The 24,742-nt window shown below is 70.2% G+C and carries 29 protein-coding genes, 1 tRNA gene and 1 pseudogene; 23 read left to right on the forward strand and 8 right to left on the reverse strand.

The window, feature by feature from the left end; all coding sequences use genetic code 11:
• The first annotated feature begins 48 nt into the window (after positions 1-48).
• The 3 genes from Msi02_RS34415 to Msi02_RS34425 all read left to right on the forward strand — a co-directional run bounded on the left by Msi02_RS34415 (position 49) and on the right by Msi02_RS34425 (position 3,026).
• Positions 49-1,032, forward strand: coding sequence for a hypothetical protein (locus Msi02_RS34415; protein ID WP_204052025.1), 984 nt, complete (start codon positions 49-51; stop codon positions 1,030-1,032).
• Positions 1,033-1,133: 101 nt separating this feature from the next.
• Entirely contained in the window at positions 1,134-2,279 is a 1,146-nt protein-coding gene (locus Msi02_RS34420; RefSeq protein ID WP_079319137.1) for an acetyl-CoA C-acetyltransferase, read from the forward strand.
• 147 nt (positions 2,280-2,426) lie between these two features.
• Positions 2,427-3,026 (forward strand): Uma2 family endonuclease, encoded by a 600-nt coding sequence (locus tag Msi02_RS34425; protein ID WP_204052026.1) that lies wholly within the window; start codon positions 2,427-2,429, stop codon positions 3,024-3,026.
• A gap of 100 nt (positions 3,027-3,126) precedes the next feature.
• Here Msi02_RS34425 and Msi02_RS34430 read toward each other — a convergent pair whose 3' ends face one another.
• A complete protein-coding gene (locus Msi02_RS34430; protein WP_193207628.1) occupies positions 3,127-3,273 on the reverse strand; it encodes a hypothetical protein in 147 nt (48 codons plus the stop codon).
• Positions 3,274-3,594: 321 nt separating this feature from the next.
• On the opposite strand from Msi02_RS34430, the gene Msi02_RS34435 reads away from it, so the two are divergent.
• Positions 3,595-3,756, forward strand: a complete 162-nt coding sequence (locus tag Msi02_RS34435; RefSeq protein ID WP_204052027.1) for a hypothetical protein — start codon at positions 3,595-3,597, stop codon at positions 3,754-3,756.
• Between the two features lie 55 nt (positions 3,757-3,811).
• On the opposite strand, the gene Msi02_RS34440 is transcribed toward Msi02_RS34435, so the two are convergent.
• The 4 genes from Msi02_RS34440 to Msi02_RS34455 all read right to left on the reverse strand — a co-directional run bounded on the left by Msi02_RS34440 (position 3,812) and on the right by Msi02_RS34455 (position 8,633).
• Complete coding sequence (locus Msi02_RS34440; protein ID WP_079319138.1) at positions 3,812-5,689, reverse strand: acyl-CoA dehydrogenase family protein; 1,878 nt, start codon at positions 5,687-5,689, stop codon at positions 3,812-3,814.
• A gap of 40 nt (positions 5,690-5,729) precedes the next feature.
• A complete protein-coding gene (locus Msi02_RS34445; RefSeq protein WP_204052028.1) occupies positions 5,730-7,115 on the reverse strand; it encodes a sensor histidine kinase in 1,386 nt (461 codons plus the stop codon).
• A 10-nt stretch (positions 7,116-7,125) separates the two neighbouring features.
• The gene (locus Msi02_RS34450; RefSeq protein WP_079319140.1) at positions 7,126-7,824 is read right to left on the reverse strand and encodes a response regulator transcription factor; all 699 of its coding nucleotides are present in this window, start codon (positions 7,822-7,824) and stop codon (positions 7,126-7,128) included.
• 77 nt (positions 7,825-7,901) lie between these two features.
• Positions 7,902-8,633: a class I SAM-dependent methyltransferase gene (locus Msi02_RS34455; RefSeq protein ID WP_079319141.1), complete on the reverse strand. Its 732-nt coding sequence runs from the start codon at positions 8,631-8,633 to the stop codon at positions 7,902-7,904.
• 188 nt (positions 8,634-8,821) lie between these two features.
• Here Msi02_RS34455 and Msi02_RS34460 point away from each other — a divergent pair, with 188 nt between their 5' ends.
• Complete coding sequence (locus tag Msi02_RS34460; RefSeq protein ID WP_079319142.1) at positions 8,822-9,364, forward strand: RNA polymerase sigma factor; 543 nt, start codon at positions 8,822-8,824, stop codon at positions 9,362-9,364.
• Positions 9,348-10,091 carry a hypothetical protein gene (locus Msi02_RS34465; RefSeq protein ID WP_204052029.1) on the forward strand — a complete coding sequence of 248 codons (744 nt, stop codon included), beginning with the start codon at positions 9,348-9,350 and terminating at the stop codon, positions 10,089-10,091. The genes Msi02_RS34460 and Msi02_RS34465 overlap by 17 nt, the downstream gene beginning before the upstream one ends.
• 9 nt (positions 10,092-10,100) lie before the next feature.
• Here the strand turns inward: Msi02_RS34465 and Msi02_RS34470 are convergent, their stop codons facing one another.
• Positions 10,101-11,120 (reverse strand): adenosine deaminase, encoded by a 1,020-nt coding sequence (locus Msi02_RS34470; protein ID WP_204052030.1) that lies wholly within the window; start codon positions 11,118-11,120, stop codon positions 10,101-10,103.
• A 74-nt stretch (positions 11,121-11,194) separates the two neighbouring features.
• Between Msi02_RS34470 and Msi02_RS34475 the strand changes: the two genes are divergently transcribed.
• The 5 genes from Msi02_RS34475 (at position 11,195) to Msi02_RS34495 (ending at position 14,848) form a co-directional block, all read left to right on the forward strand.
• Positions 11,195-11,695: a SigE family RNA polymerase sigma factor gene (locus tag Msi02_RS34475; protein ID WP_079319144.1), complete on the forward strand. Its 501-nt coding sequence runs from the start codon at positions 11,195-11,197 to the stop codon at positions 11,693-11,695.
• Entirely contained in the window at positions 11,692-12,696 is a 1,005-nt protein-coding gene (locus Msi02_RS34480) for a PASTA domain-containing protein (RefSeq protein ID WP_204052031.1), read from the forward strand. Before Msi02_RS34475 ends, Msi02_RS34480 begins: the two co-directional genes overlap by 4 nt.
• A 191-nt stretch (positions 12,697-12,887) precedes the next feature.
• Positions 12,888-14,135 carry an ATP-binding protein gene (locus tag Msi02_RS34485; protein ID WP_204052032.1) on the forward strand — a complete coding sequence of 416 codons (1,248 nt, stop codon included), beginning with the start codon at positions 12,888-12,890 and terminating at the stop codon, positions 14,133-14,135.
• Positions 14,136-14,210: 75 nt separating this feature from the next.
• The gene (locus Msi02_RS34490; RefSeq protein ID WP_275414201.1) at positions 14,211-14,420 is read left to right on the forward strand and encodes a sigma factor-like helix-turn-helix DNA-binding protein; all 210 of its coding nucleotides are present in this window, start codon (positions 14,211-14,213) and stop codon (positions 14,418-14,420) included.
• Between the two features lie 74 nt (positions 14,421-14,494).
• The gene (locus tag Msi02_RS34495) at positions 14,495-14,848 is read left to right on the forward strand and encodes a hypothetical protein (RefSeq protein ID WP_204052034.1); all 354 of its coding nucleotides are present in this window, start codon (positions 14,495-14,497) and stop codon (positions 14,846-14,848) included.
• A gap of 99 nt (positions 14,849-14,947) precedes the next feature.
• Here Msi02_RS34495 and Msi02_RS34500 read toward each other — a convergent pair whose 3' ends face one another.
• A complete protein-coding gene (locus Msi02_RS34500) occupies positions 14,948-16,153 on the reverse strand; it encodes a pyridoxal phosphate-dependent aminotransferase (protein WP_079319149.1) in 1,206 nt (401 codons plus the stop codon).
• Positions 16,154-16,388: 235 nt separating this feature from the next.
• Between Msi02_RS34500 and Msi02_RS34505 the strand changes: the two genes are divergently transcribed.
• From Msi02_RS34505 to Msi02_RS34530, 6 genes are all read left to right on the forward strand, one after another.
• Positions 16,389-16,461, forward strand: a tRNA-Trp gene (locus Msi02_RS34505).
• Positions 16,462-16,536: 75 nt separating this feature from the next.
• Complete coding sequence (gene secE / locus Msi02_RS34510; protein WP_030510284.1) at positions 16,537-16,794, forward strand: preprotein translocase subunit SecE; 258 nt, start codon at positions 16,537-16,539, stop codon at positions 16,792-16,794.
• A gap of 55 nt (positions 16,795-16,849) precedes the next feature.
• Complete coding sequence (gene nusG, locus Msi02_RS34515; RefSeq protein WP_239108993.1) at positions 16,850-17,632, forward strand: transcription termination/antitermination protein NusG; 783 nt, start codon at positions 16,850-16,852, stop codon at positions 17,630-17,632.
• Positions 17,633-17,724: 92 nt separating this feature from the next.
• Entirely contained in the window at positions 17,725-18,156 is a 432-nt protein-coding gene (rplK, locus tag Msi02_RS34520; protein ID WP_030510282.1) for a 50S ribosomal protein L11, read from the forward strand.
• A gap of 102 nt (positions 18,157-18,258) precedes the next feature.
• Complete coding sequence (gene rplA / locus Msi02_RS34525) at positions 18,259-18,972, forward strand: 50S ribosomal protein L1 (protein ID WP_079319151.1); 714 nt, start codon at positions 18,259-18,261, stop codon at positions 18,970-18,972.
• Between the two features lie 149 nt (positions 18,973-19,121).
• Positions 19,122-19,619, forward strand: coding sequence for a MarR family winged helix-turn-helix transcriptional regulator (locus Msi02_RS34530; RefSeq protein ID WP_239108994.1), 498 nt, complete (start codon positions 19,122-19,124; stop codon positions 19,617-19,619).
• A 7-nt stretch (positions 19,620-19,626) separates the two neighbouring features.
• On the opposite strand, the pseudogene Msi02_RS34535 reads toward Msi02_RS34530, so the two are convergent.
• A pseudogene (locus tag Msi02_RS34535) lies at positions 19,627-20,694 on the reverse strand (amidohydrolase family protein); the annotation flags it as partial.
• 181 nt (positions 20,695-20,875) lie between these two features.
• On the opposite strand from Msi02_RS34535, the gene Msi02_RS34540 reads away from it, so the two are divergent.
• The 6 genes from Msi02_RS34540 to Msi02_RS34565 all read left to right on the forward strand — a co-directional run.
• Complete coding sequence (locus Msi02_RS34540) at positions 20,876-21,721, forward strand: SCO4651 family lipoprotein (protein WP_204052035.1); 846 nt, start codon at positions 20,876-20,878, stop codon at positions 21,719-21,721.
• Positions 21,722-21,944: 223 nt separating this feature from the next.
• On the forward strand, positions 21,945-22,469 hold the full coding sequence (rplJ, locus tag Msi02_RS34545) for a 50S ribosomal protein L10 (protein ID WP_079319155.1): 525 nt from the start codon (positions 21,945-21,947) through the stop codon (positions 22,467-22,469).
• A 78-nt stretch (positions 22,470-22,547) separates the two neighbouring features.
• A complete protein-coding gene (rplL, locus tag Msi02_RS34550; protein WP_079319156.1) occupies positions 22,548-22,943 on the forward strand; it encodes a 50S ribosomal protein L7/L12 in 396 nt (131 codons plus the stop codon).
• A 196-nt stretch (positions 22,944-23,139) separates the two neighbouring features.
• Complete coding sequence (locus Msi02_RS34555; protein ID WP_204052036.1) at positions 23,140-23,628, forward strand: Rv1363c family protein; 489 nt, start codon at positions 23,140-23,142, stop codon at positions 23,626-23,628.
• Positions 23,625-24,131, forward strand: a complete 507-nt coding sequence (locus Msi02_RS34560; protein ID WP_239108997.1) for an Rv1363c family protein — start codon at positions 23,625-23,627, stop codon at positions 24,129-24,131. The genes Msi02_RS34555 and Msi02_RS34560 overlap by 4 nt, the downstream gene beginning before the upstream one ends.
• Positions 24,132-24,551: 420 nt before the next feature.
• A partial coding sequence (locus Msi02_RS34565; protein WP_204052037.1) for a hypothetical protein occupies positions 24,552-24,742 on the forward strand: 191 nt, incomplete at its 3' end.

Below are 24,742 nucleotides of genomic sequence, written 5' to 3' on the forward strand. Positions count from 1 at the left end.
GGCGGCCGTGGGGGTTATGGTCTCTTCGACCGATCATGAGGAGGGCCTGTGGGCTGGTTCTCGAAACTCCTGTTGCCCGGTCGGCTGCGCACGGGCCCCACGGCGCTGCTGCCCGCCCGGCCGGATCCGAAGACACTGCTGGCGGTCGCGCAACTCGCCGATCCCGAGGCGAGGACCGACGGCGACGACATCCTCGCGGGCGGGTCGCGCATCCAGTCGCCCGTCGAACTGACCGGAGACGTCCTCGCCAAGCTGGGGGTGCCCGACGAGGACAGGCTCTGGGCGTGCCGGATCGCCGCCGAGGGCCCGCTGCCGGTGGACTTCTTCGACAAGAGCCTGGCCGAGGGCATCGCGTACCGCCTGGGCGGCTGGTCACTCTGCCAGGGCGAGCCGCTCGATCCGGCGGAGGACGGCGGAGACCCGCTGGTCTACCTGCCGGCCGTGCCGGAGCCCGAGGAGATCCTGCCGATCCTGCGCGGGCTACTGGGCCCGGTCGAGGCCGTGGACACCGAACAGTGGCCCGAAGGGGAACTCGTCGACGGCGTCGTCCACGTCCCCGTACGCCGTGGCCGGGTGGCCGACGTCTACGCGGGCGCCGACCTGCTGGTCACGGTCGAAGAGGGGCATCGCATGCCGCCCGCCGCCCAGACCCGCTGGCCGTACCTCACGGAGATCGCGATCGCCCGGGTCTCCCCGATCGCGCGTTCGGAGGAGGCGCGGGAGGACGCGGGGCTTCCCGGCACGGCCCCCGGAGATGCGGCCGACGGCCCGGCGGAAGACGTGACGAGCACGGACGCGACCGCGAGCGCGCCGGACACCGGCTCGCACACGGAGGGCGCCCCCGAGGACCCCCTCATCGCCGCCGGCATCGTGGATGGGGACATGGTGCGTGAGGACGACAAGCGGGTGGAACTGGTGGGGCGAGCGGCCATCGCGGTGACGCTCGCGAACGGGCTGCGGGGAATCGCTGCAGACAGCCGGGGTTTCCAGCTGGTCGAGCCTGCCGACGCGCTTCCCGGAGGTTATGCCTGAGCCCTGCCCGTCACCCATGCCCATACCGTCGCCTCCCCCGACGAAAGTTCTGATGTAACCTCTCACTAACCGAACATTGCTCGGTTTCCTATGGAGGCACTGTGGCAGAGGCGTACATCGTCGGGGCGGTCCGCACGCCGGTCGGCAAGAAGAAGGGCGGGCTCTCCACGGTCCACCCGGTCGACCTGGCCGCCCACACTCTCTCCGCGCTCGTCGAGCGCACCGGCGTCGACCCCGCCGCCGTGGACGACGTGATCATGGGCTGCGTCATGCAGTTCGGCCCGCAGTCCATGGACATCGCGCGCAACGCGTGGCTCAGCGCGGGCCTCCCGGAGACCGTGGCCGGAGTCACGATCGACCGGCAGTGCGGCTCGTCGCAGCAGGCCATCCACTTCGCCGCGCAGGGCGTGCTGTCGGGCACGCAGGACCTGGTCGTGGCGGCCGGCGTCGAGTCGATGTCGATCGTCCCGATGGGGTCGAGCATCTCGGCGGCGCTGGAGAAGGGCATGCCGTTCCCGTTCGGCGACAAGTGGGTCGAGCGGTACGGCAAGCAGGAGATCTCCCAGTTCCGCGGCGCGGAGCTGATGTGCGAGAAGTGGGGCCTGGAGCGTGACGAGCTGGAGCGTTACGCCTACGAGAGCCACCAGCGGGCCGCGAAGGCGATCGCGAACGGCCACTTCAAGGACCAGATCGCCCCGGTCAACGGCGTGACCGACGACGAGGGTCCCCGGCCGGACACCACACTGGAGAAGATGGCCGAGCTGAAGACCCTGCGCGAGGGCGGCCGGATCACCGCGGCCACCTCCTCGCAGATCTCCGACGGCTCCGGCGCGCTGCTCATCGCCTCGGAGCAGGCGGTGCGCGACCACGGCCTGGTCCCGCGCGCCCGCATCGTCACGCTCGCGCTGACCGGCGACGACCCGGTCTACATGCTCACGGCGCCGATCCCGGCCACCCGGAAGGCGCTGGCCAAGGCGGGGCTCTCGATCGGGGACATCGACGTCATCGAGATCAACGAGGCGTTCGCCCCGGTGCCGCTGGCCTGGCTCAAGGAGATCGGGGCCGACCCGGCGCGGACCAACCCCAACGGCGGCGCGATCGCGCTGGGGCACCCGCTGGGCGGCACCGGCGCGATCCTCATGACCAAGCTCCTGCACGAGCTCGAGCGCACCGGCGGGCGGTACGGCCTGCAGACGATGTGTGAGGGTGGCGGCCAGGCCAACGTCACGATCATCGAGCGTCTCTGACCGTTCCACCCGAAAGGGCACCCCGGACCACTCCCGGGGTGCCCTTTCTGCGTGGCCGGCGTCGTACGGTGCCGAGGCCCGGTCCTCGTGGGCCCGCCGGGTTACGCTGAGTCGTGTCGCGTGGGAATCCGGGGCGAAGGAGGCGGGATGAGCGTCTCTTATGACGACCGGGAGCACTCCTATCACCACGGTCCGTACGCGATCGCCGACCTCGATCGCATGCCCAGGGACGCTCGGTACGAGCTCGTCGACGGATGGATCGTCAAGTCCCCCTGGCCCGGCATTCGTCACGACCACGCGGTCCGGAATCTGCGGTCCCGGCTGGAAGCGGCGGTCGCGCATGCCGATGCCGATCTCTACGTGAACGGCCCCGTCGACGTGTTCACGTCAACCGGGATACGCGTGCCCGATGTCGCGGTCGTGGACGGCAAGGCCGCCCGGCGCGCGGTCGAGCGAGACGAGCGGGCATATCAGGGGGTGGACCTGCTTCTCGTGGTCGAGGTCGTCTCCCGGGAGAGCGCCAGTGAGCGTACCGATAGGTACGAGAAGCCCAGCGAATACGCCAAAGCGAGGATCCCCCAGTATTGGGTGGTGGACCTGGAGCCCAAGCCGAACATCACGGTCTGGACGCTGGTGCCGGGTCATGGTGTCTACCGGCGGGTCGAGCGTGTCTTCGCCGGGGACCTGATGGAGGTGCGTGCCCCGGTCGAACTCGCCATCGATCCGGCGGTGCTCCTCTCGGTCTGAGCTGCGGTCTCGTCACCGCCTGGAACTGACAGGATGGCAGGCGTGGACGCCGAAAGGGCACCCCGGCTCACCCGGGATGCCCTTTTCGTTGCGAAGCGGCTTACTTGGCTCTCGGCAGCCGCCGCGGCTGCCGTACCGGCCGCATGGGCGGGGCCGGGATCTGACGCGGCGGTGGGAAGGAACGCTGGGGCTGCGGCGTGCGCGGGTTCTGCTGCTTGCCGCCCTTGCTGGACGCGCGAGTACGCATACGGGATCTCCTTGTACGTCGGGAACGCGGCACCGAGGTGCCGTCACTCAGCTGCCGCGTCGGATGGACAGGGCCGGAAAGCTGAGCGGATCAGCGGCTCAGAGGGCTGATCAGCGGTCGCCGTACAGAATCCACATGCCGGTCACCCTAACAAGGCGCCGCGTCCCCGGACAAAGGGTTTTTCTCCTGCCGAAGCGTGCCGAAGCATGCTGAAGCGCCCGAATCGTGCAACTGAGGTGCAAGTCGGCCCCCAGATATTCACAAGCGGCGGGATGTCTACTCGAACCCGCAAGAGAGACGTTCGTTGCACAGGAGATTCCCGTGAAGTCCATCAAGCGCGCCGCCGCCGTCCTCGCCACCACGGCTGTCGCCGTCACCACCTTCGGCGTCCTGTCCGGGCCGGCGCACGCGATGCAGCCCGGTGACGGCTGGTACCGCTGCTACATCTCGGGCCACGGCTGGATGTGGTGCTACGACGTGTGAGCCTGACGGCCTCACGGCAGGGCCCCGCCCGGGAACGAGGGCGGGGCCGTGGCGTTCAGCCGATGCGCCGGTGGACGTCCTCGAACATCGACGGCCCGGTGCGCTGGGGGGCGATCCACGGGCCCTCCAGCGACGGATCGACGATGCCCTCCTCCAGGAACGTGTAGCGCCCGTCGAGCACCCGCCGGGCCAGCCGTACGTCCCTGGCGTCGGTGTTGTCCCACAGCCGGTCGAACAGCGCCTCGGCCCGCTGCCGGGCCTGGTGGCAGAAGGTGTCCGCCAGCTCGTACGGCTTGCGCCCGAACTCGGCCGAGTCCTCCTGGGCGCGCACGCAGACCGCGGTGATGGCGAACAGCTCGGCGCCGATGTCCACGATGCGCGACAGGAAGCCCTGCTTGTGCTCCAGTCGTGCCTGCCAGCGGGACATGCCGTAGAACGTCGACCTGGCGAGCTTGCGGCTCGTCCGCTCGACGTAGCGCAGGTGCTGCGCCAGCGGGCCGAACTCGGCGTACGACGTGGGCACCTGGCCGGGCCCGGTCACCAGGCTCGGCAGCCATCTGGCGTAGAAGGCGCCGGCGCGGGTGGCCGCCCGCCCCTTGGCCCGCAGGCCGGCCTTCGGATCGACGAGCTCGCCCGCGACCGACAGGTGCGCGTCCACCGCCTCGCGGGCGATGAGCAGGTGCATGATCTCGGTCGAGCCTTCGAAGATCCGGTTGATCCGCAGGTCGCGCAGCATCTGCTCGACGGGCACGCCTCGTTCGCCGCGGGCGTGCAGCGACTCGGCGGTCTCGTAGCCGCGTCCGCCTCTCATCTGCACCAGCTCGTCCATCAGCCGCCAGGCCATCTCCGTGCCGTACAGCTTGGCGAGCGCGGCCTCGATGCGGATGTCGTTGCGTTCGTCGTCGGCCATCCGGCTGGCGAGGTCCACAACGGACTCCAGCGCGTACGCGGTGGCGGCGATGAAGGCGACCTTGCGGGCGATGGCCTCGTGCTGGCCGACCGGCCGGCCCCACTGGACCCGTTCGCGTCCCCACTCGCGGGCGATCTTCGTCGCCCACTTCGCCGCGCCGACGCAGGTGGCCGGCAGGGAGAGGCGCCCGGTGTTCAGCGTGGTCAAAGCGATCTTCAGGCCCTGGCCCTCGCGGCCGATCAGGTTCTCCACCGGGACGCGCACCTGGTGGAAGCGGGTGACGCCGTTCTCGATGCCGCGCAGGCCCATGAACTGGTTGCGGTGCTCGACGGTGATGCCGGGGGAGTCGGCCTCGACCACGAAGGCCGAGATCTTGGCGCCGGTCCTGGCCATCACGACCAGCAGGTCGGCCACCACGCCGTTGGTCGTCCACAGCTTGACGCCGTTGATCACGTACGCGTCGCCGTCGCGGACGGCGGTCGTGGACAGCCGGGCGGGGTCGGAGCCGACGTCCGGCTCGGTCAGCAGGAAGGCGGAGATCTCGCCCCGGGCGCAGCGGGGCAGGAAGCGGCGCTTCTGCTCGGGGGTGCCGAACAGCCGCAGCGGCTGCGGAACCCCGATGGACTGATGGGCCGACAGCAGCGCGCTGAGCGCGGGGGAGCACGACGTGACGAGTTCCAGCGCCCGGCAGTAGTACAGGTGGCTCAGACCCAGCCCGCCGTACTCCTCCTCGGTGGTCATGCCGAACGCCCCGATCGCCGCCAGGCCCTTGATCACCTCGTCCGGAATCACGGCGGTGCGCTCGATGAGCGCGGGATCGACCTTCTCCTGCAGGAACGCCCGCAGGGCGCGCAGGAAGTCGTCGCCCTTCTTGATCTCCTCCTCGGTGAGGCGGGGGGCGGGGTGCACGAGGTCCAGCCGGAAGTCCCCGAGGAAGAGCTGCTTGCCGAAGCTCGGGCGGGTCCACTCCGTCTCGCGCGCCTGCTCGGCCACCTCCCTGGCCTTGGCGTAATCGGTCGTCATCGTCGACCTCCTCGGCGGTGAAACGAGCTGTGCTCGTTAACTACCCGCCAGTAGCCTCTTGCATCGCAGGGAGCGCGATGTGTACGGCCGTCCCTTCGCCGGGGGAGGAGACGATCCGGCACCGGCCGCCGTGCGCCTCCACGATGGCCTTCACGATCGACAGGCCGAGCCCCGCTCCGCCGGACAGGTGGTCCTCTCCGCGCTGGAAGCGGTCGAAGGCGCGTTCGGCCTGCTCCGGGCTCATCCCCGGCCCGGTGTCGCGCACCTCGATCGTCACCGACTGCGGGGCGCGCAGCAGCCGTACGGTGGCCCGGGTGCCCTCGGGCGTGTGCTCCCGCACGTTGCCGAGCAGGTTGACGAGCACCTGGCGGACCCTGGCCTCGTCCACGGTCGCGACCAGGGACGCCGGCGCCTCCACCGTCACGGGATGGGCGGGGTCGAGAGCGGCCGAGTCGGCGGCCACCTCACGGGCCATCTCGGCCAGGTCGGTCTCGTCGAGCGCGAGGGCGGCGCCCCGGTCGAGCCGGGCGAGTTCCAGCATCTCGCCCACCAGGCGGCCCATGCGGTTGGCCTCGGCCTCGATCCGTCCCATGATCTTGGGCATGTCCTCGGACGGGATCGCCCCGGCCCGGTACAGCTCCGCGTACCCGGAGATGGTCGACAGCGGGGTGCGCAACTCGTGGGAGGCGTCGGCGGCGAAGCGCCGCACGCGGTCCTCCGACGCCTGGCGGTCGCGGAAGGCGTCGGCGATCCGGTCGAGCATGAGGTTGATCGCGGCGCCGAGCCTGCCGACCTCCGACGGCCCCTCGGGCATCCGGGCCGACAGGTCGCCGCCCTCGGCCACGAGGTGCGCGGTCCGCGCCATCTTGCCGAGTGGCGCCAGGCCGCCGGCGATCAGCAGCCGGCCGCCCGCGGCCAGCAGCAGAATCAACACCCCGCCGGTCGCCAGTTCGCTGATCAGGAGGTGGCGCACCGGATCGTCGACCGCGTCCAGGGGCACCGCGATGACCGTCAGCCGCAGGCCGCTCGGCGACAGGGCCGCGGCCGCGAGCAGGTCGTGCCCGCCGCTCGGGTCGAGGTCGAAGGTGCGGCCCTGCGCGGCGTACGCCAGCAGCCTGTCCTTGCCCAGCGCCTCGGCCAGGCTGGGGACGGCCCCGGCCTCGTCGGCGTCGCCGCCGACCAGACGCGCGTGTCCGGCCGACAGGTTGTAGACGGCGACGGCGTAGGTGGAGCCCGTCAGGGCCTGGTCGAGCGGGTCCCCCTCGACCACCCGGCGCGCCGCCGTGACGGTCGCCGCCACCACCTGCCCCTCCAGCCGCGTACGCAGGTGCCCGCGCAGGACGACGACGCTGACGAGGGAGAACACGACGAGCAGGACCGCGCTCACCCCGAGCAGCCCGGCGAGCAGGCGCGTCCTGAGCGACATCACGGGCCCGTCACATGTCCTGGGGCGGGCGCAACGAGTATCCGATGCCGCGCTGGGTGTGGATCAGCGGCGGGCCGAGCGGGTCGAGCTTGCGGCGCAGGTAGGAGATGTAGGTCTCCAGCACCTGCGAACTCCCGCCGTAGCCCCAGACCTCCTCGAGCAGGCGCCGCTTGGTGAGCACCAGACCGGCGTTGGCCATCAGGAAGGCCAGGAGGCGGAACTCGGTCGGCGACAGGTCCACGGGGACGCCGCCGCGCCGCACCTCCCAGCGCGCCTCGTCGAGCTCCAGGTCGGCGACCCGGAGGATCGGCCCGTGCGCCCGATCGGCCGCCTCCGGCACGGTCGTACGGCGCAGCACGGCGCGGATCCGCGCGACCAGCGCCTCGACGGAGAAGGGTTTGGTGACGTAGTCGTCCCCGCCGAGGGTCAGCCCGCGCACGGTGTCGGCGACCGCGTCGCGGGCGGTGAGGAAGATCACGGGAGGGTGCACGCCGTCGGCCCGGATCCGCCGGCACACCTCGAAGCCGTCGATGTCGGGCAGCATGACGTCGAGGACGACCAGGTCGGGCTGGTTCCTCAGCACCTCGCCGAGCGCCGCGGCTCCCGTGCCCACGGCCGTCACCCGGAAGCCGTGGAACCTGAGGGCGACTTCCACGATGTCCCGGATGTTTGGCTCGTCCTCGACGACGAGGATCCTGGTTTCACTCATGGGGGACCCATTGTGCAGGTAGGAGGCATTTGTCGCACAATTCGGGTCTCCGGGCCGCTCCGCGCGGCCCTCGCGCGTCAGCGCGGGACGCGGGCCACGCAGAACACGGTCTGGCCGAACGGCGGGCGGACGAACCGCTCGATGAGCCGGGTCATCGGCACGACGGTGCGGTCGTAGATCTTGACGAGCCGGGGGTCGGGGTAGCCCACGCCGCCCCGCCGCACCGCCGCCCACCAGGCGATGCCGCCGAGGAAGTTGATCGGCTTGAGCACCTGGACGTCGAGGCCGGCGTCGGTGACCGTCTTGCGCAGCGTGGCGGGGGTGTAGCGGGTGACGTGCCCCACCTTGCGGTCGAAGTCCCCGTAGAGCTGCATGTAGCCGGGCACCCAGATGACGATCCGGCCACCGGGGACGGTCACCCTGGCCAGCGACCGCAGTGCCTCGGCGTCCTCCTCGATGTGCTCGAGGACGTTCATCATCACGACGGTGTCGACCGGGTCGGCCAGGGGGATCTCGGTCGGCAGGCCGAACTGGAGCACCGACACGTCGTCGCGGTCGGCGAACCTCCTGCGCAGTTGCTCCACGCAGTAGGGATCGAAGTCGCTCACCACGAGCCTGTCCAGGCGCGGCAGGAACTGCTCGGCGAAGTGCCCGAGCCCCGAGCCGATCTCCAGGAGCGACCGACCGACGTGCGGCGCGACCATGTCGAACTCGTACTGCCGGTAGTTCTTGGCCTCGTCGCCGCCGAGGTGGTTCTCCAGAGCCTCGTCCCCGGCCGCCGGCTGGACTACTCGGTCATACCCAGACATAGGATCCTCGATCTGCACGCTGACGGTCGTGGAAAGTGTAGTGCCCGCCTCATCGGCGGGTGTCCGCTTCGCCGGAGGGGCCGCCAATAGGGGCTTCGCGCGGCACTGCTCTTCGGACAGCGCTGTGGACGTGATGCCCGCCTGATCGTAGGCTTCACCTCCGTCCCGACGCCCCCCGATTGCCCCTGATGGACGACGACGAGGCAGTGACCCGCGCCCTGGCCGGTGACCTTGACGCCTACGAGGTGCTGGTCACCCGATACAGCGCGCTCGCCCACCGTACGGCGAGTCTGCTCGGTGCGGCCGACGAGGCGGAGGACGTCGTCCAGGAGGCGTTCGTCAAGGCGTTCCGCCACCTCGGAAGCTTCCGCCGGGGCTCGGCCTTCCGCCCCTGGCTGCTGCGCATCGTGGCCAACGAGACCCACGACCTCACCCGGTCGCGCGGCCGCCGCTCCGACCTCGCCGTACGGCTGGGCCGCGAGCGGGAGCCGTACGGACCGGAGGACCCGGAGGGCGTGGCCGTGGACGCCGACGGCAGGAGCCGCCTGCTGGAGGCCGTACGCGCGCTGCCCGAACGGGAACGCGAAGCCGTGGTCTGCCGGTATTTCCTGCAGTTGTCCGAGGCGGAGACGGCCGAGGTGCTCGGCGTACGGCTCGGCACGGTGAAGTCGCGGACCTTCCGGGCCCTGCGGCGCCTGCGGGAGGAGGTGGGCCGTGAGCACCTCGGATGACGACGCGATCGCACCGGAGGACCTTGAGTCGCGGCTGCGGGCCCTCGGCGCCGACCTGGCCGTGCCCCCCGCGCCGCCTCCCGCCGACGTGGCGCGTGCCGTACGCGCCCGCCTCGGGGACGGCCGAACTCGGCAACATCGGGAACACAGGACATGGCGGCCGTCGCCGCGCGTGGCGGCAGCGGCGGTGGCGGTGCTGATGGCCGTGCTGCTCGGGGCCACCCCGCAGGGCCGGGCCGCGGTCGTGTCGGTGCTGCGCTTCGCGGGCGTCGAGATCCACGTCGACGGGGCCGGGCCGCTGCCCACGGGAGTGCCGAGCCCGTTGCCCGGCGAGCGCCGGGTGACGCTGGAGGAAGCGCGGCGGACCGCCCGCTTCCCCGTCGCCGTGCCGTCCGCGCTCGGCGAGCCGGCCGACGTCCGCCTCGCCGACGGTGGCCGGGTGGTGACACTCCTGTGGCCGGGCGTCCGGCTCGACGAGTTCGACGGCACGCTGGGCGTCGTCTGGCGCAAGGAACTCGGAGAACCGTTCCCGGAGCAGGTGGGCGCCGTCGGCGGCTGGTGGATACAGCAGCCCCACGGGGTGTCGTACGTCCCGTCGGGCGGCGGCGCGCCGCGCGAGGAGCGCGTGGCCGGGCCGACGCTGATCTGGCAGCACAGGCTGGTCGGGCTGCGGCTGGAGGGACCGGACCGCGCCGAGGCGGTGCGGATCGCCTCCTCGGTCCGATGAACCGCAGACTCACTCGGGGGAGGCGAGCCAGGCGTCGATCTCGCTCAGCAACTCCTTCTTGACCGCGTCGGGCGCCGTCGACGACCGGATCGACTGCCGGGCGAGTTCGGCGATCTCCGCGTCGGAGAAGCCGTAGACGTCCCTCGCGAGCTCGTACTGCGGCAGCAGCCGGGCGCCGAACAGCAGCGGGTCGTCGGCGCCGAGGGCGATCGGCACCCCGGCCTCGAACAGCCGGCGCAGTGGCACGTCCTCGGGGCGCTCCGCCACCCCGAGGCCCACGTTGGACAGCGGGCACACCTCGCAGGTGATCTGCCGGTCGGCCAGCCGCTCCATCAGGCGGGCCGACTCGGCCGCGCGCACCCCGTGACCGATCCGGTCGGCGCCCAGGTCGTCGAGGCACTCGGCGACGCTCGCCGCGCCCAGCAGCTCGCCGCCGTGCGGCACCGCGAGCAGCCCCGCGCGCTTGGCGATGCGGAAGGCGTGCTCGAAGTCCCTGGCCCGGCCGCGCCGCTCGTCGTTCGACAGGCCGAAACCCACCACACCCTTACCCTCGTAGTGCGCCGCCAGGCGGGCCAGCGTCCTGGCGTCGAGCGTGTGCCGGGTGCGGTTGGCGGCCACGATCACCGCCATGCCGATCCCGGCCTCCCTGGCCGCCTTGTCCGTCGCGTCGAGGACGAGTTCGAGGGTCTCGGTCAGCCCGCCGAAACGCTGGGCGTACCCGGACGGGTCGACCTGGATCTCCAGCCAGCGCGACCCCTCCCGGGCCTCGTCCTCGGCGGCCTCGCGCACCAGCCGGTAGACGTCCTCGGGCCGGCGCAGCACCGACCGCGCGATGTCGTACAGCCGCTGGAACCTGAACCAGCCGCGCTCGTCGGTCGCCCGCAGTTTCGGCGGCCAGTCCTCCACCAGCGCGTCGGGAAGGTGGACGCCCTGCTCCCGGGCGAGCTCGATCAGCGTCGAATGCCGCATCGAGCCGGTGAAGTGCAGGTGCAGATGTGCTTTGGGGAGCGTGTCTAGTGGACGTGCCATCTCCATATGTTGCCGCATGCCGCTCTCAACCCGTCGCCGGGTTGGCGCGTTGGGGAGGGACGAAAGGGGAGCTCATGACCGAAGAAGACGAGGCGGCCTTCGACGAGTTCCTGGCCGCGCGCAGCACCGCCCTCCTGCGCACCGCGATCCTGGTCTGCGGGGCCTCGGCGTCCGACGCCGAGGACATGGTCCAGAACGCGCTGGAGAAGGTCTACCGGCACTGGCCGCGCATCCGGCACGACAACCCCGAGGCGTACGCGCGCCGGGTCGTGGTGAACGGCGCGATCAGCAAGGCCAGGCGGCGCAAGGTGCTCCAGGAGATCACCTTCGCCCAGCCGCCGGAGACGCCCGTGGAGTCGCCCGACCTCGGCCTGCGGGACGTGCTCGTCACCGAACTCAGGAAGCTGCCGGCCCGGATGCGGGCCGTACTGGTCCTGCGCTACTGGGAGGACCTGTCGGAGGCCGAGACCGCGGCGCTGCTCGGCTGCTCGGTCGGCACCGTCAAGAGCCAGGCCGCCCGAGGCCTGGCACGCGTGCGCGCACGCATGGAGAACCTGGAAGGAGCGTCCGCATGAACGTCGAAGAGGCGCTGAGGGAAGCCATGGCCGCTCAGGTCGCCGGCGTGCACGCGCCGCCGTCGCTGGGCCAGGCCGTCCGGCGGCGCAACCGCCGCCACGTCGTCAGGTTTCGTACGGCGGGCGCGGCCGTGCTCACCGCGGCGGTCGCCGTGGGCGTTCCCGTGGCGCTGACCGCCCGGCCCGACACCGTCCCGGCCGTCGGCAGCCTCGCCGGGACCGGCGCCACCGGCTCGGGGGCCCCGGCCGCGTCCGCGTCCGCGCCCGGCTCCGGCGACACGGTCGCCGTGCCGGGAGGGGTCGTCCCCGATGTGGTCGGCAAGAGCGCCGCGGAGGTCAACGCCCTCCTGAAGGAGGCCGGCTACACGGTGAGAGTCACGAAGGTCGTCACCGACGAGGCCCCGGCGGGGACGGTCTTCGCCCAGATGCCGCAGCCCGGGACGGCCGCTCCCGCAGGGGCGGCGGTCACGATCACGATCGCCACGACGGCCGCCCCGGCCCCCACCACCTCGGCGGGCCCCGAGGACCCGCGGATGCCCCAGGACCTCGGCGACCTGGGGGACGGCCGGACGCTCGGCGGCGTGCACGTCGGCTACCTGCCCGAGGGGCTCGAATGGGGCAAGTGGTCCGGCAAGGACGGATTCGGCAAGCGGAGCTACACCACGAGCTGGGTGGAGCCCGGGCTGGAACCCGGCATGTACAGCGTCCAGATGATCGTCTATCGGAAGGACGCCGCGAGCGTGCTGGCCAAGCGCATGCAGGGCTACGCCGGGCAGGGCGCCAAGCCGATCGAGGCCGGCGGCAGGAAGGCGTACCTGGTGAGCCTGTCGGAGGGCGGCGACCAGATCAACGACGGTGGCACCCGGACGATCGTGTGGACGCTCGCCCCCGGCGTCGGGGTCGAGGTCATGATCAGCCCTGACTACGCGGCCAAGCTCGGCGAGGCCGCGACCGACAAGGAGCTCGAGAAGATCGCCGCCGGAGTCGCCCTGAACAAGTGACACCGGTCCGTCCCCACGCCTCCGCGCCCGCTTCCGGGCCCGGAGGCCCCGGCCGTACCGGCTCCCCGCAGTGGATCATCCTTGGGCGCAGCGTTTTTGTCATCAGCGACCGCACGTAGTTGGCAGCAGGTGCGTGCTTTTATTGGCAGTAGCTGCGTTGCAAAGTTGGCAATACATGGGGGCGATACGGGATGGAGCAGGTCGGCAGACGGCTCAGGGGGCGGACGGAGCGCGCGCTCAGAGCCTTCCGCGTTGTGATCGTCACGGGCCCGCGCCAGTGCGGGAAGACCACGTTGGTACGCCAGATCCTGGCAGACAATCCCGGCACCTTCCGCAGCCTGGACGACAGCAGGACCCTGGCCGCCGCCCTCGTCGATCCTGTGGGGTTCGCCCAATACGGAACACCGCCGAGGGCCATCGATGAGATCCAGTTCGGCGGCGACGCCCTCGTACGGGCGATCAAGTTGCACGTGGACCGTGACTCCGAGCCGGGGCAGTACCTACTGACTGGTTCTGCCGACTTCCTCACGGTCCCGGGCCTTTCGGAGTCTCTCGCGGGGCGGGCCGTGCTCCTCGACCTATGGCCCTTCTCGCAAGGAGAACTGCACGGAACGCCGGACGGATTTGTCGACATCGCCTTCAAGGATCCCGGGAGCCTGCGCGAAGGGACGGTGTCCAGGTTCGGGCCGCGCGATTATTTGGAGCTCCTATGCGCCGGCGGGTACCCCGAAGCGGTCAATCTGGATGCGGAGGATCGCGGGCTGTGGTTCGACAGCCTCATTCAAACGATCACGCAGCGAGACGTGGCCGACCTCACGGGGGCCAGGCGCGCGTCAGAGCTACCTCGTCTTCTGGCGATCCTGGCCGCGCGAACCGCCAACGAGCTCGTCGTCTCCCAGATCAACGCCGATTTCGGGCTCGCCAGGCACACGACGGAGGACTACATCGGGTTCCTCCGGATGACCAATCTCATCAGGGAAGTGCCGGCATGGGCGGGCAGCCACGCCACCCGCGCGAAGCGCCGCTCGAAGGTCCACCTGACCGATACCGGCCTGGCGAGCCATCTGCTCGGCGCGGACGCCGAGGCCCTGCTGAAGCCGGAGGACCGCCGCAGGGGCCCGCTGACGGAGACCTTCGTGGTCAACGAGCTGCGCAAACAGCTGAGCTGGTCGAAGACACGGGCGGAGCTGCTGCATTTCCGCGACAACAGCAAGGAGATCGACGTCATCCTCGAGACACCCGACGGGCGCGTCGTGGCTCTGGAGGTCAAGTCGGGCCTGACCGTGGACGCGGGGAGTTTCCGCCATCTCGCCGCGATGCGCGACCGGCTCGGCGACGCGTTCGTGCACGGTTACGTGGTGAGCTTCGCGGACACGCCGCTGCCCTTCGGGGATCGGCTCACATCCGTACCGATCTCTTACCTCTGGGAAGCGGGATGAACAAAGGGCAACCTTCCGCGGATCATCCCGACCCATTCGCCGCCGGAGACGCCTGCGCCGCGCGCCGACGTCGAGTTGCGTCAGGTGCTCATGGACGGCCTGCGGGCCCTGCCCCCGCGTCAGCGGGCCGCGGTCGTCCTCCGGTTCTGGGAGGACATGACAGAGGCGCAGACCGCGAAGGTGCTCGGGTGCTCGGTGGGCACCGTCAAGAGCCAGACCGCCAAAGCCCTCGTACGGCTGCGCCGGCTGCTGGGCGCGGATGTGATCGACGATGTCAGAGCTTGAGAGCGCGCTGCGCCGGGCCATGGCGGACGAGACGGTCGGTATGGCGATCGCGCCGGATCTGGTCATCGGGTCGTGTGGCGCTCGGACCGCGTGCGCCGCACGCGCCTGCGACTGGTCGCCGTCGTCGCCGCGGTCTTGGTCGCGGCCGGAGCGGTGCCCGCCTACGTCGCGCTCGTCCCCGGCATCAGATCTCCACGGGCAAGGCGCTCGCCGAGGTCGGAGGCGTCGAGGTCGGCTACCTCCCGCAGGGGTTCGGCGGCCGTCCGGAGCACATCGAGGTGAAGGCCGGTCCGCTGTCCGGCCGGACCTTCCTGTGGCATCCCGAGGTCGGCCTCGCCCTCGCGGCGACCGTTGTCGCCGACCCGGCCGACTCGGCGCGGGCCATGGACGATCTGGCACACCTGGTCCGGAGCCTGCGGGTGCCCTGAACGACGGTCGAAAGAGTCCGGGCATGCATGCGAGGGGCCCGGGCGCACTCCTGCGCCCGGGCCCCTCGACGACACTCAGCGCGTTTCGCGCCTTGGTTTTCAGTGCGCCTCGGCCAGGAGCTTGGCCACCCGGCTGACGCCCTCGACCAGGTCGTCGTCGCCGAGCGCGTACGACAGGCGGAAGTAGCCCGGGGTGCCGAACGCCTCGCCGGGCACCAGCGCGACCTCGGCCTCCTCCAGGATGAGCTCGGCCAGCTCGGCCGAGGTCTGCGGGCGCTTGCCGCGGATCTCCTTGCCCAGCAGCGCCTTGACCGACGGGTACGCGTAGAACGCGCCGAACGGCTCGGGGCAGACCACGCCGGGGATCTCGTTGAGCATCCGGACCATGGTCTGGCGGCGCCGGTCGAACGCCGCGCGCATCTGGGCGACGGCCGACAGGTCGCCGGAGACGGCGGCGAGCGCGGCGGCCTGGGCGACGTTGGAGACGTTGGAGGTGGCGTGGGACTGCAGGTTCGTCGCCGCCTTGACCACGTCGGACGGGCCGATCAGCCAGCCCACCCGCCAGCCGGTCATCGCGTACGTCTTGGCCACGCCGTTCAGCACGACGACCCGGTCGCGCAGCTCGGGCACGGCGGTGGCGATGCTGGAGAACTTCGCCTCGCCGTAGACCAGGTGCTCGTAGATCTCGTCGGTCACGACCCACAGGCCCTTGTCCAGCGCCCAGCGGCCGATCTCCTCGACCTGGGCGGGGGAGTAGACGGCCCCCGTCGGGTTGGACGGCGAGACGAACAGCAGCACCTTGGTGCGGTCGGTCAGCTTCTCCTCGAGCTGCTCGACCGAGGCCAGGTAGCCGGTCGTCTCGTCGGTGACCACGTCGACCTGGACGCCGCCCGCGAGCTTGATCGCCTCCGGGTACGTCGTCCAGTAGGGCGCCACGACCAGGACCTCGTCACCGGGGTCGAGCAGCGTGGCGAACGCCTCGTAGACCGCCTGCTTGCCGCCGTTCGTCACCAGGACCTGGGCGGCCTCGACCTGGAACCCGCTGTCGCGCAGCGTCTTTTCGGCGATCGCCTGCTTGAGCTCGGGCAGGCCCCCGGCCGGCGTGTACTTGTGGAACCTGGGGTTCCGGCACGCCTCGACGGCCGCCTCGACGATGTAATCGGGCGTGGGGAAGTCGGGCTCGCCGGCGCCGAAGCCGATGACCGGGCGACCGGCCGCCTTCATCGCCTTGGCCTTGGCGTCCACGGCCAGAGTCGCGGACTCGGAGATCGCGGATATACGTGCGGAGATGCGAGGTCGGGTCATGCCTCCATCGTTCCAGACGCGCCACGCGGTTTCGTCTCCATATCCAGGATGCGGACGGGTTCGCACGGTAGCTTTAGACCACACACGAACGGCACCCGGGCCGCCTCCGGGCGGTGCGGCGACCATGTGGTTCGACGGAGTGGTGAATCCCGCGTACACTTCACCGACTAGTGGGCCACGTGAACGGCGCGACGGACGCTTCAGTGCGTTTCTCGGGTATGGTGGTGCACGGCTTAGGGCACTAGCGCAATTGGTAGCGCACCGGTCTCCAAAACCGGCGGTTGGGGGTTCGAGTCCCTCGTGCCCTGCGGAGTGCGGTCCGCGCAACAATGGCGTGAAAGCGCGCCGCAACTGCGACGGACACGACGGATCAGGTGAGGACTGTGGCGATCGACACCCGCGGTGAGACCGCTGGCAAGCCAGGCAAGCCGACCAGTGAGAAGAAGGCAAAGCGCACCTCGCCCGCTCTGTTCTACCGGCAGGTCGTCGCCGAGCTGCGCAAGGTCATCTGGCCCCGGCGCAATGACCTGATCTCGTACACCGTAGTTGTCCTGGTCTTCGTTGTGATCATGGTTGGGCTCGTGTTCGGGATCGATACGCTGCTGGGTAAGGCAGTGCTCTGGCTCTTCGGCGGATCCTGATCCCGCCCGAGACGTCACAGCACGTCAAGACACCAAGCGAAGAAGGAAGAGTCCCGTGTCCGAGTCCCCGATGCCGGCCGACCGCTCCCATGACGAGCATGACGAGTGGGGCACCGAGCAGGACGAGGCCGTAGCAGAGGTCGAGGAGACCGAGGAGACCACGGTCGCCGACTCAGACGGCGGTGACGGCGGCGAAGACTCGGCCGAGGCCGCCGCGCAGGTCGACGAGGACGGTGACGTCCTCCCGGATGTCGACCCGGTCGAGGAGTTCAAGCGTCAGCTTCGCGGCCAGTTCGGCGAGTGGTACGTCATCCACTCGTACGCCGGTTACGAGAACCGCGTGAAGCAGAACATCGAGAGCCGTATCGGGTCCCTCAACATGGAGGACTACATCTTCCAGGTCGAGGTGCCGACCCACACGATCACGGAGTTCAAGGGCGGCAAGAAGACTCCGATCAAGGAGCGCGTGCTTCCCGGTTACGTCCTGGTCCGGATGGACCTGACCGACGAGTCCTGGGCCGCGGTGCGCAACACGCCCGGTGTGACCGGCTTCGTCGGCCTGTCCAACAAGCCGAGCCCGCTGAACCTCGACGAGGTCGCCAAGCTGCTCGCCCCGGAGCCTTCCGAGGAAGTCAAGAAGGCCGCGACCAAGACGACCACCGCGACCGTCGACTTCGAGGTCGGCGAGTCCGTCACGGTCATGGACGGGCCGTTCGCCACGCTGCCGGCCACGGTCAGCGAGATCAGCGCCGAGTCGCAGAAGCTCAAGGTCCTCGTCTCGATCTTCGGTCGAGAGACCCCGGTCGAGCTGTCGTTCAACCAGGTCTCGAAGATCTGACCGCCTCGCGTAGACTCGATAGCCGTCCTCACGCACGCCCTGCTTCGGCGTGCCTGAGGCTTTTGTAGGACAAAGGACCCGGAGAAGGACAAATGCCTCCAAAGAAGAAAGTCGCGGCACTGGTGAAGGTCCAGCTTCCCGCTGGACAGGCCACCCCCGCGCCGCCGGTCGGTACCGCGCTCGGTCCGCACGGCGTCAACATCATGGACTTCGTCAAGCAGTACAACGCGGCGACGGAGGCCCAGCGGGGCAACATCATCCCCGTTGAGATCACCATCTTCGAAGACCGCACCTTCACCTTCATCACGAAGACGCCGCCGGCGCCCGAGCTGATCAAGAAGGCCGCCGGTCTGCAGAAGGGCAGCGCGAACCCGCACAAGGACAAGGTGGGCAAGCTGACCCGCGAGCAGCTTCGCCAGATCGCCGAGACCAAGATGCAGGACCTCAACGCGAACGACGTCGAGGCCGCCGAGAAGATCATCGCCGGCACCGCCCGTTCCATGGGCATCACCATCGCCGACTGACCCCGTAAGGGGTACGGCCTCGCTAGAGCGACGCGAGGCGACTGAGCTGAGTGGGAGGGCCGAAGCGCTGGCCCGGACCACGATCTCCACGAGGAGTACGAAGTGAAGCGCAGCAAGAACTGGAAGAACGCGGCGGCCGAGGTCGACCGTACGGCGCTGTACGCCCCGCTCGACGGTGTGCGGCTGGCCAAGAAGACCGCCACCACGAAGTTCGACGCGACCGTCGAGGTCGCCCTGCGGCTGGGCGTCGACCCGCGCAAGGCCGACCAGATGGTCCGCGGCACCGTCAACCTCCCGCACGGCACCGGCAAGACCGCCCGGGTCCTGGTCTTCGCGACCGGTGACCGTGCCGAGGAGGCCCGCGCGGCGGGCGCCGACATCGTCGGCTCCGACGAGCTGATCGACGAGGTGTCCAAGGGCCGTCTCGACTTCGACGCGGTCGTCGCCACCCCGGACATGATGGGCAAGGTCGGCCGTCTGGGCCGCGTGCTCGGCCCCCGCGGCCTCATGCCGAACCCGAAGACCGGCACCGTCACGCCCGACGTGGCCAAGGCCGTCAGCGACATCAAGGGCGGAAAGATCGAGTTCCGGGTCGACCGGCACGCGAACCTGCACTTCATCATCGGCAAGGCGTCCTTCGACGACCGTCAGCTCGTGGAGAACTACGCCGCGGCGCTGGACGAGGTGCTGCGTCTCAAGCCGTCGGCGGCCAAGGGCCGTTACCTCAAGAAGGTCACCTTCACCACGTCCATGGGCCCGGGCATCCCGGTCGACCCGAACGTGACGCGGGCGATGACCGCCGAGATCGACGCCTGAGCCGTCGCCCCGGCCGATAAGACGACGGAAGCCCCCGCCCTCTCCGGGCGGGGGCTTCCGCGTGTCTTGGACGGATCGCGAGGCTTCCGTGCGTCTTCCGATGGCTTTCGTACGTCTACCGATGATCAGACGGCGAATACACTCGGCGCGTGACCGAAGAGCGCAGGGATTCCGTCGATCACATCCTCGGCCAGTGGCGGCGCGAGCGGCCCGACCTGGACCTGTCGGCCATGGGGATCTTCGGTCGCATCGCGCAGGTCACCCGGGTGGTCGAGGGAAGGGTCGAGGAGGTCCTCAACCGGCACGGCCTGCGCCCTGGGGACTTCGACGTGCTGGCCGCGCTGCGCCGTTCCGGCCCGCCGTACACGCTGATTCCGTCCGAGCTGTCGGACATGGTGATGATGTCGCGCGCCGGCATGACCAGCCGGCTCGACCGGCTGGAGGCCGCCGGGCTGGTCGAGCGCAGTCTCGACCCGGCCGACCGGCGCAGCTTCAAGATCGCCCTGTCGGAGAAGGGGCGCGAGGTCATCGACGCGACGATGACCGACCACGCGGCGAACCTCGCCCGGCTCTCTTCGGGACTGGCCCCGCAGGACGCCGCCACGCTCGACCGGTTGCTGCGCGACCTCCTGACCGCCCTCACGTAGGCCGTACTCAGGTCCTGCTCTGCCGGACGCCGCGGCGCCAGACACCCGCGATCGCGCGGGTGGCGGTGATGTCGCGGGTCGGGTCGCCGTCCACCAGCAGCAGGTCGGCGCGCATGCCCGGTGCGATCCGCCCCCGGTCATGGAGCCCGAAGTGCCGTGCGGGGACGCTGGTGGCCGCCGCCAGCGCCTCCTCGGGCGTGAGACCGGCCTCGGTGAGGAGCGGCAGTTCGCGATGCATGCTCGCGCCGTGCAGCGGGGTGAAGAAGTTCGCGTCCGTGCCCGCCAGCAGGGGCACGCCCGCGCGGTGCAGGGCCAGGGCAGCGTGCGCGGCGTTCAGCACGCCCTGGGGGTGCACGGGCACGGCGCCGGGGTCGTCGCGGACGGCCGGCCGCGCGTGGTCGGGCAGCCTTGAGGCGACCCGCTCGTCCCGGACGAGTTCCGCCCCGCCCGTCCCGCCGGTGATCACCTCGATGTAGCTCAGCGTGCTGACCACGAACACCCCGTTGGCGGCGGCCTGCGCCGCCAGCTTCTCGACGGCGGGATCGCCGGGTCGGGCGTCGTGGACGACGTGCGCCAGGCCGTCGACTCCCGCCTCGATGGCGACGGCGGCGTCTCGCACGGTCGCCACGTGGGCGATGGCCGCCAGGCCCGCCGCGTGCCCGGCCTCGACGAGCGCGGCGACGACATCCGGGCCGAGGGCCGGCAGGTCGAGCCCCGCCGCCGAGCCGTCGTCCACGACGATTTTCAGGTAGTCGATGCCCTCCGCCAGCCGGGCCTCGACGAACGCCTTCGCCTGCCCGGCGTCGGCGATCGTGTCGAAGGGGCCCACGGCGTCGCCGAGGTGGGCGACGGCCGCGGCCTCGGCGGTCATGATCTGGCTGGGGTGGCCGTTCGGTGCGGTCGCCAGGACGCCGGCGCTGCGCAGGTCGGCCACGTCGTCCCGTTCGGCGGCGAGCCTCCGCTGCCTGGCGAGGTTGGACGGCAGGCAGAACATGTCGAGCTCCGTCGTCACCCCGAAGGCCAGCGCCTGGGCGAGCATGCCGTCGGAGACGTGGGTGTGCGCGTCGATCAGGCCGGGGAGGAGCGTTCGTCCTCGATGTCAGATAGTACGAAGACTAACTATCTTCGATCAAACTACCGTGATTGTGCAGGGATTGTGTAGGGCTGATGGCGGTTTGCCCGGCTCGAACGCGCTCGTGGCGTTAGGCGCATAGGGTCAAGGGCAGGTAAAAGGGGGACACGAAGGGATGGACACAATGCGACGACTACTGGTGGCCGCGGGGGCGGTGGCCGCGATCACGGTCGCGGGATGCGGGACGACCGCGACTCCGTCTCTCCAGAACGCGCAGCTCTCGGCGGCCGAGGTCATCCAGCAGACCGCGAAGAAGGCCGACGACGTCAACACCTATGCCGCGGACCTCGTGCTGAACGTGACCGACGCCAAGGGCGGTCAGGGTGGGGTCGTGCAGGGCACGATGCTCTACCAGAAGACCCCGCAGATCGCCTCCGACATCAACCTCAGCCAGGTGGCGTTCAACGGGCAGAACGTGCCCGGCGGCGTGCGGGTGATCGTCCAGGGCGACGTGGCGTACGTGAAGCTCGACATGCTCAAGACCCTGGTGGGCGCCACCAAGCCGTGGATCAGGCTCGACCTGAAGCAGCTCGGCTCGCAGGCCGGCGTGAACGTCGACCAGTACCTCGCCCAGGCCCAGCAGTTCGACCTGAAGACGAGCGTCGCCCTGCTCACGGCGTCCAAGGACGTCAAGTCGGTCGGCAGCGAGCAGGTCGGCGGGGTGGACACGACCCACTACTCGGGCTCGTTCCCGGTGGACGAGGCGGTCAAGCAGCTGCCCGAGGACCAGCGTGGCCGTCTGCAGGGCGAGCTCGCGAACGCCAAGGACGTCAAGTTCGACGCCTGGATCGACGCCCAGGGCCTGCCGCGCAAGGTCGAGCTGAACGGTGGCAAGCCGGACGCCGGCACGTTCAAGGCCACGGCGATGTTCAAGTCGTTCAACGAGCCGGTCTCGATCAAGGCGCCGGCCGCCGACCAGGTCGGCGAGCTGCCGCAGACGCTGCACCAGCCGTCCGGCACCGGAAGCTGATTTGGCGTCCTGCCGGTTGACAACGTAGTCTGTCTCCTGCCGAAGACCGCCGGTCGTCGCCGGGCGTACAGCCCGGTGACCGAAGGATCCACGTGAGTGGACGGCCCGCGTAGGTGTGGAGAAGCTTGAGGACGTTCGACGTCCGTCCAAGCCCCGTGCGCCTGCGCCGGGGCTTGTCTGTTTTCTGAGGGCCTTCGCCGGCGGCACATCTGGAAGGAGGCCCATGGCGAAGGCGGAGAAGAGCGTCGCGATCGCCGAGCTCAAGAGTGAGTTCGAGGGATCCAGCGCCGCCGTTCTGACCGAATACCGCGGTCTCACCGTCGCTCAGCTCAAGCAGCTGCGCGTCTCTCTCGGTGGGAATGCGAAGTTCGCCGTGGCGAAGAACACGCTTACCAAGATCGCGGCCAACAACGCCGGGATCACCGCCCTGGACGACCTGTTCCAGGGCCCGACCGCCATCGCGTTCGTCAAGGGCGACGTCGTGGAGGCGGCCAAGGGTCTGCGTGACTTCGCCAAGGCCAACCCCCTCCTGGTGATCAAGGGCGGCGTCGTCGACGGCAAGTCGATGACCCCCGACGAGATCACGAAGCTTGCCGACCTTGAGTCCCGCGAGGTGCTCCTCGCGAAGCTGGCCGGCGCACTGAAGGCCAAGCAGTCCCAGGCTGCCGCCACCTTCGCCGCGCTGCCCACCACGATGGCTCGACTGGCCGAGGCTCTGCGCGCCAAGCGCGAAGAGGCCGGCGAGTAGGTCCGCGCAGCGGACGGGGGAAGCGCGCACCGCGGTCCCTTTACACGTTTTTTGCTAGATCCACTGGAGGAACACATCATGGCGAAGCTCAGCACCGACGAGCTGCTCGAGACCTTCAAGGAGATGACCCTCCTTGAGCTGTCCGAGTTCGTGAAGGTCTTCGAGGAGACCTTCGACGTCAAGGCCGCCGCTCCGGTCGCCGTCGCCGCCGCCCCGGCCGCCGGTGGCGCCGGTGCCGCCGCCGAGGAGGCCGAGGAGCAGGACGAGTTCGACGTCATCCTCGAGGCCGCCGGCGACAAGAAGATCCAGGTCATCAAGGAGATCCGGGCCCTGACGAGCCTGGGCCTCAAGGAGGCCAAGGACCTCGTGGACGGCGCTCCGAAGCCGGTCTTCGACGGCAAGGTCAACAAGGAGCAGGCCGAGAAGGCGAAGGCCGCCCTCGAGGGCGCCGGCGCCACCGTCACCGTCAAGTAAGACGGTCTCGTAACACGCTTCACCGAAGGGGCGGGTCCATCCAGGTGCCGGATGGGACCGCCCCTTTCGCGTGCCCGGAAGCCGTACGGAATCCAGACCCTATGGGCAGGGTGGGCCCGTTGATCTATCGTGCGGAATAGGATCCGCGCGACGTGAACGGGCCGAGACGACGACCGGGTGCTCAGGAGGTGCGGGGATGCGGCGCGCGCTGACCGTCGGGCTCGTCCTCCTCGTGGCCGTGCTGGCCCTTGCGGTTCAGCAACTCGCCCGGGCCCGTAACGATGCCCTCGCGGCCGCGGAGGACCGTGAGATGGCCGTACGGGCCGCCGCGGCGCACGCCGTGAGCCTCATGTCGATCGACCACCGCCGCATCGACGACGACATCAAACGCGCGCTGGCGACCTCCACGGGCCCGGAGCGGGCGCAGTACGCCGCCGGGCAGGCGGCTCTGAAGGCCGCCACGCTGAAGAACAAGGCCGTCCAGACGGGAGTCCTGCGGGCCTCCGCCCTCGCCTCCCTCGACGGCGACCGCCGTACGGCACAGGTGCTGATCGTCGGCGACGCGGTGATCCACTGGGAGGACGGCAGGAAGGCCCATCCGGAGGAGCGCTTCTTCCGGTGGCGCATGGACGTCACGAAGGCCTCGGGCCTGTGGCTGGTCTCGCGGGCGGAGCTGGTGCAGTGAGGCGCCTGCTGCGGGCGCTGACGGTCCTCGTGGCGGCCGGGCTGGCCGTCGCCGCCGTGTGGCTGCTGCTCGACCTGCGCCGCCTCCAGGCCGCCGAGAGGGCGTCAGGGGAGGCCCTCTCGGCCGCCCGGTCCTACGCGCCGGACATGTTGTCGTACGACTACCGTACGATCGAGCGGGACATGCTGAGGGCGGGCGCGCACGCCACCGGGCAGCTGGCGGAGCACTACCGGACGCTCGCGGCGACGCTCGGCCCGCAGGCGCGCGAGCGGCGGACGGTCCAGCACGCGGTCGTGGCCGCCGCCGGCGTGGAGTCGGCGACGCCGGAAGAGGTCCGGGTGCTGCTGTTCGTGAACATGGTCACGACGCGGTCGAGCCCGGGTCAGGAGGAGCCGAAGCAGCAGGTCAGCCAGGGAAGGGCGCGCCTGGTCATGGTGACGCAGGGCGACGGCTGGCGGGCCTCCCGGCTGTCCACGCTCCTGGGTGACACGCCCGTCCCCTGAGCCCGTGGCTAAATTGTTAGTAAAGAAGACGTTTAGACCGTGCCTGCGGCTGGGTATTCAGGGCACGGCGGCGTCGACCGACGGTCAGCGTTGGGCCGTTCGCGTGACTGAGCGTTACCCGTCTCCGGTCCCGGGTAGGGACTGGATCCCCGGCGCTCGCTCGGTCCCGAGAGCGGAAAAACCCAGCGTGACCCCTGTCGGTTAGGCGAAATGTCGGCTCTCGGGCTTGACGTTTCGGCGCTGACGGGTGATGCTGCCACCAACGTGGAGCGCAGAGCGATAGCGGAGTGGACAGGTGTATGCCGATCGGCTACACTGCCCCTTTGCGCTGCCCTTTGACGACCGTCTCTCTGAGTAACTCTTAGTCCTGGTCGTCTGGCGTGCGTGTAGTCAGTCCGCGAGCCCTCGGAAGGACATCTGTTGGCAGCCTCGCGCAACGCCTCCGCCGTACCCGCCGGTCCCCGAACCGTGTCGTTCGCACGCATCGAGGAGCCGCTCGAAGTACCCGACCTTCTCGCCCTGCAGACCGAGTCCTTCGACTGGCTGCTCGGGAACGAGAAATGGAAGGGCCGGGTTGAGGCGGCTCGCCAGGCCGGGCGCAAGGACGTCCC

The organism is Microbispora siamensis (assembly GCF_016863095.1).
GTDB classification, from domain to species: Bacteria; Actinomycetota; Actinomycetes; order Streptosporangiales; family Streptosporangiaceae; genus Microbispora; species Microbispora siamensis.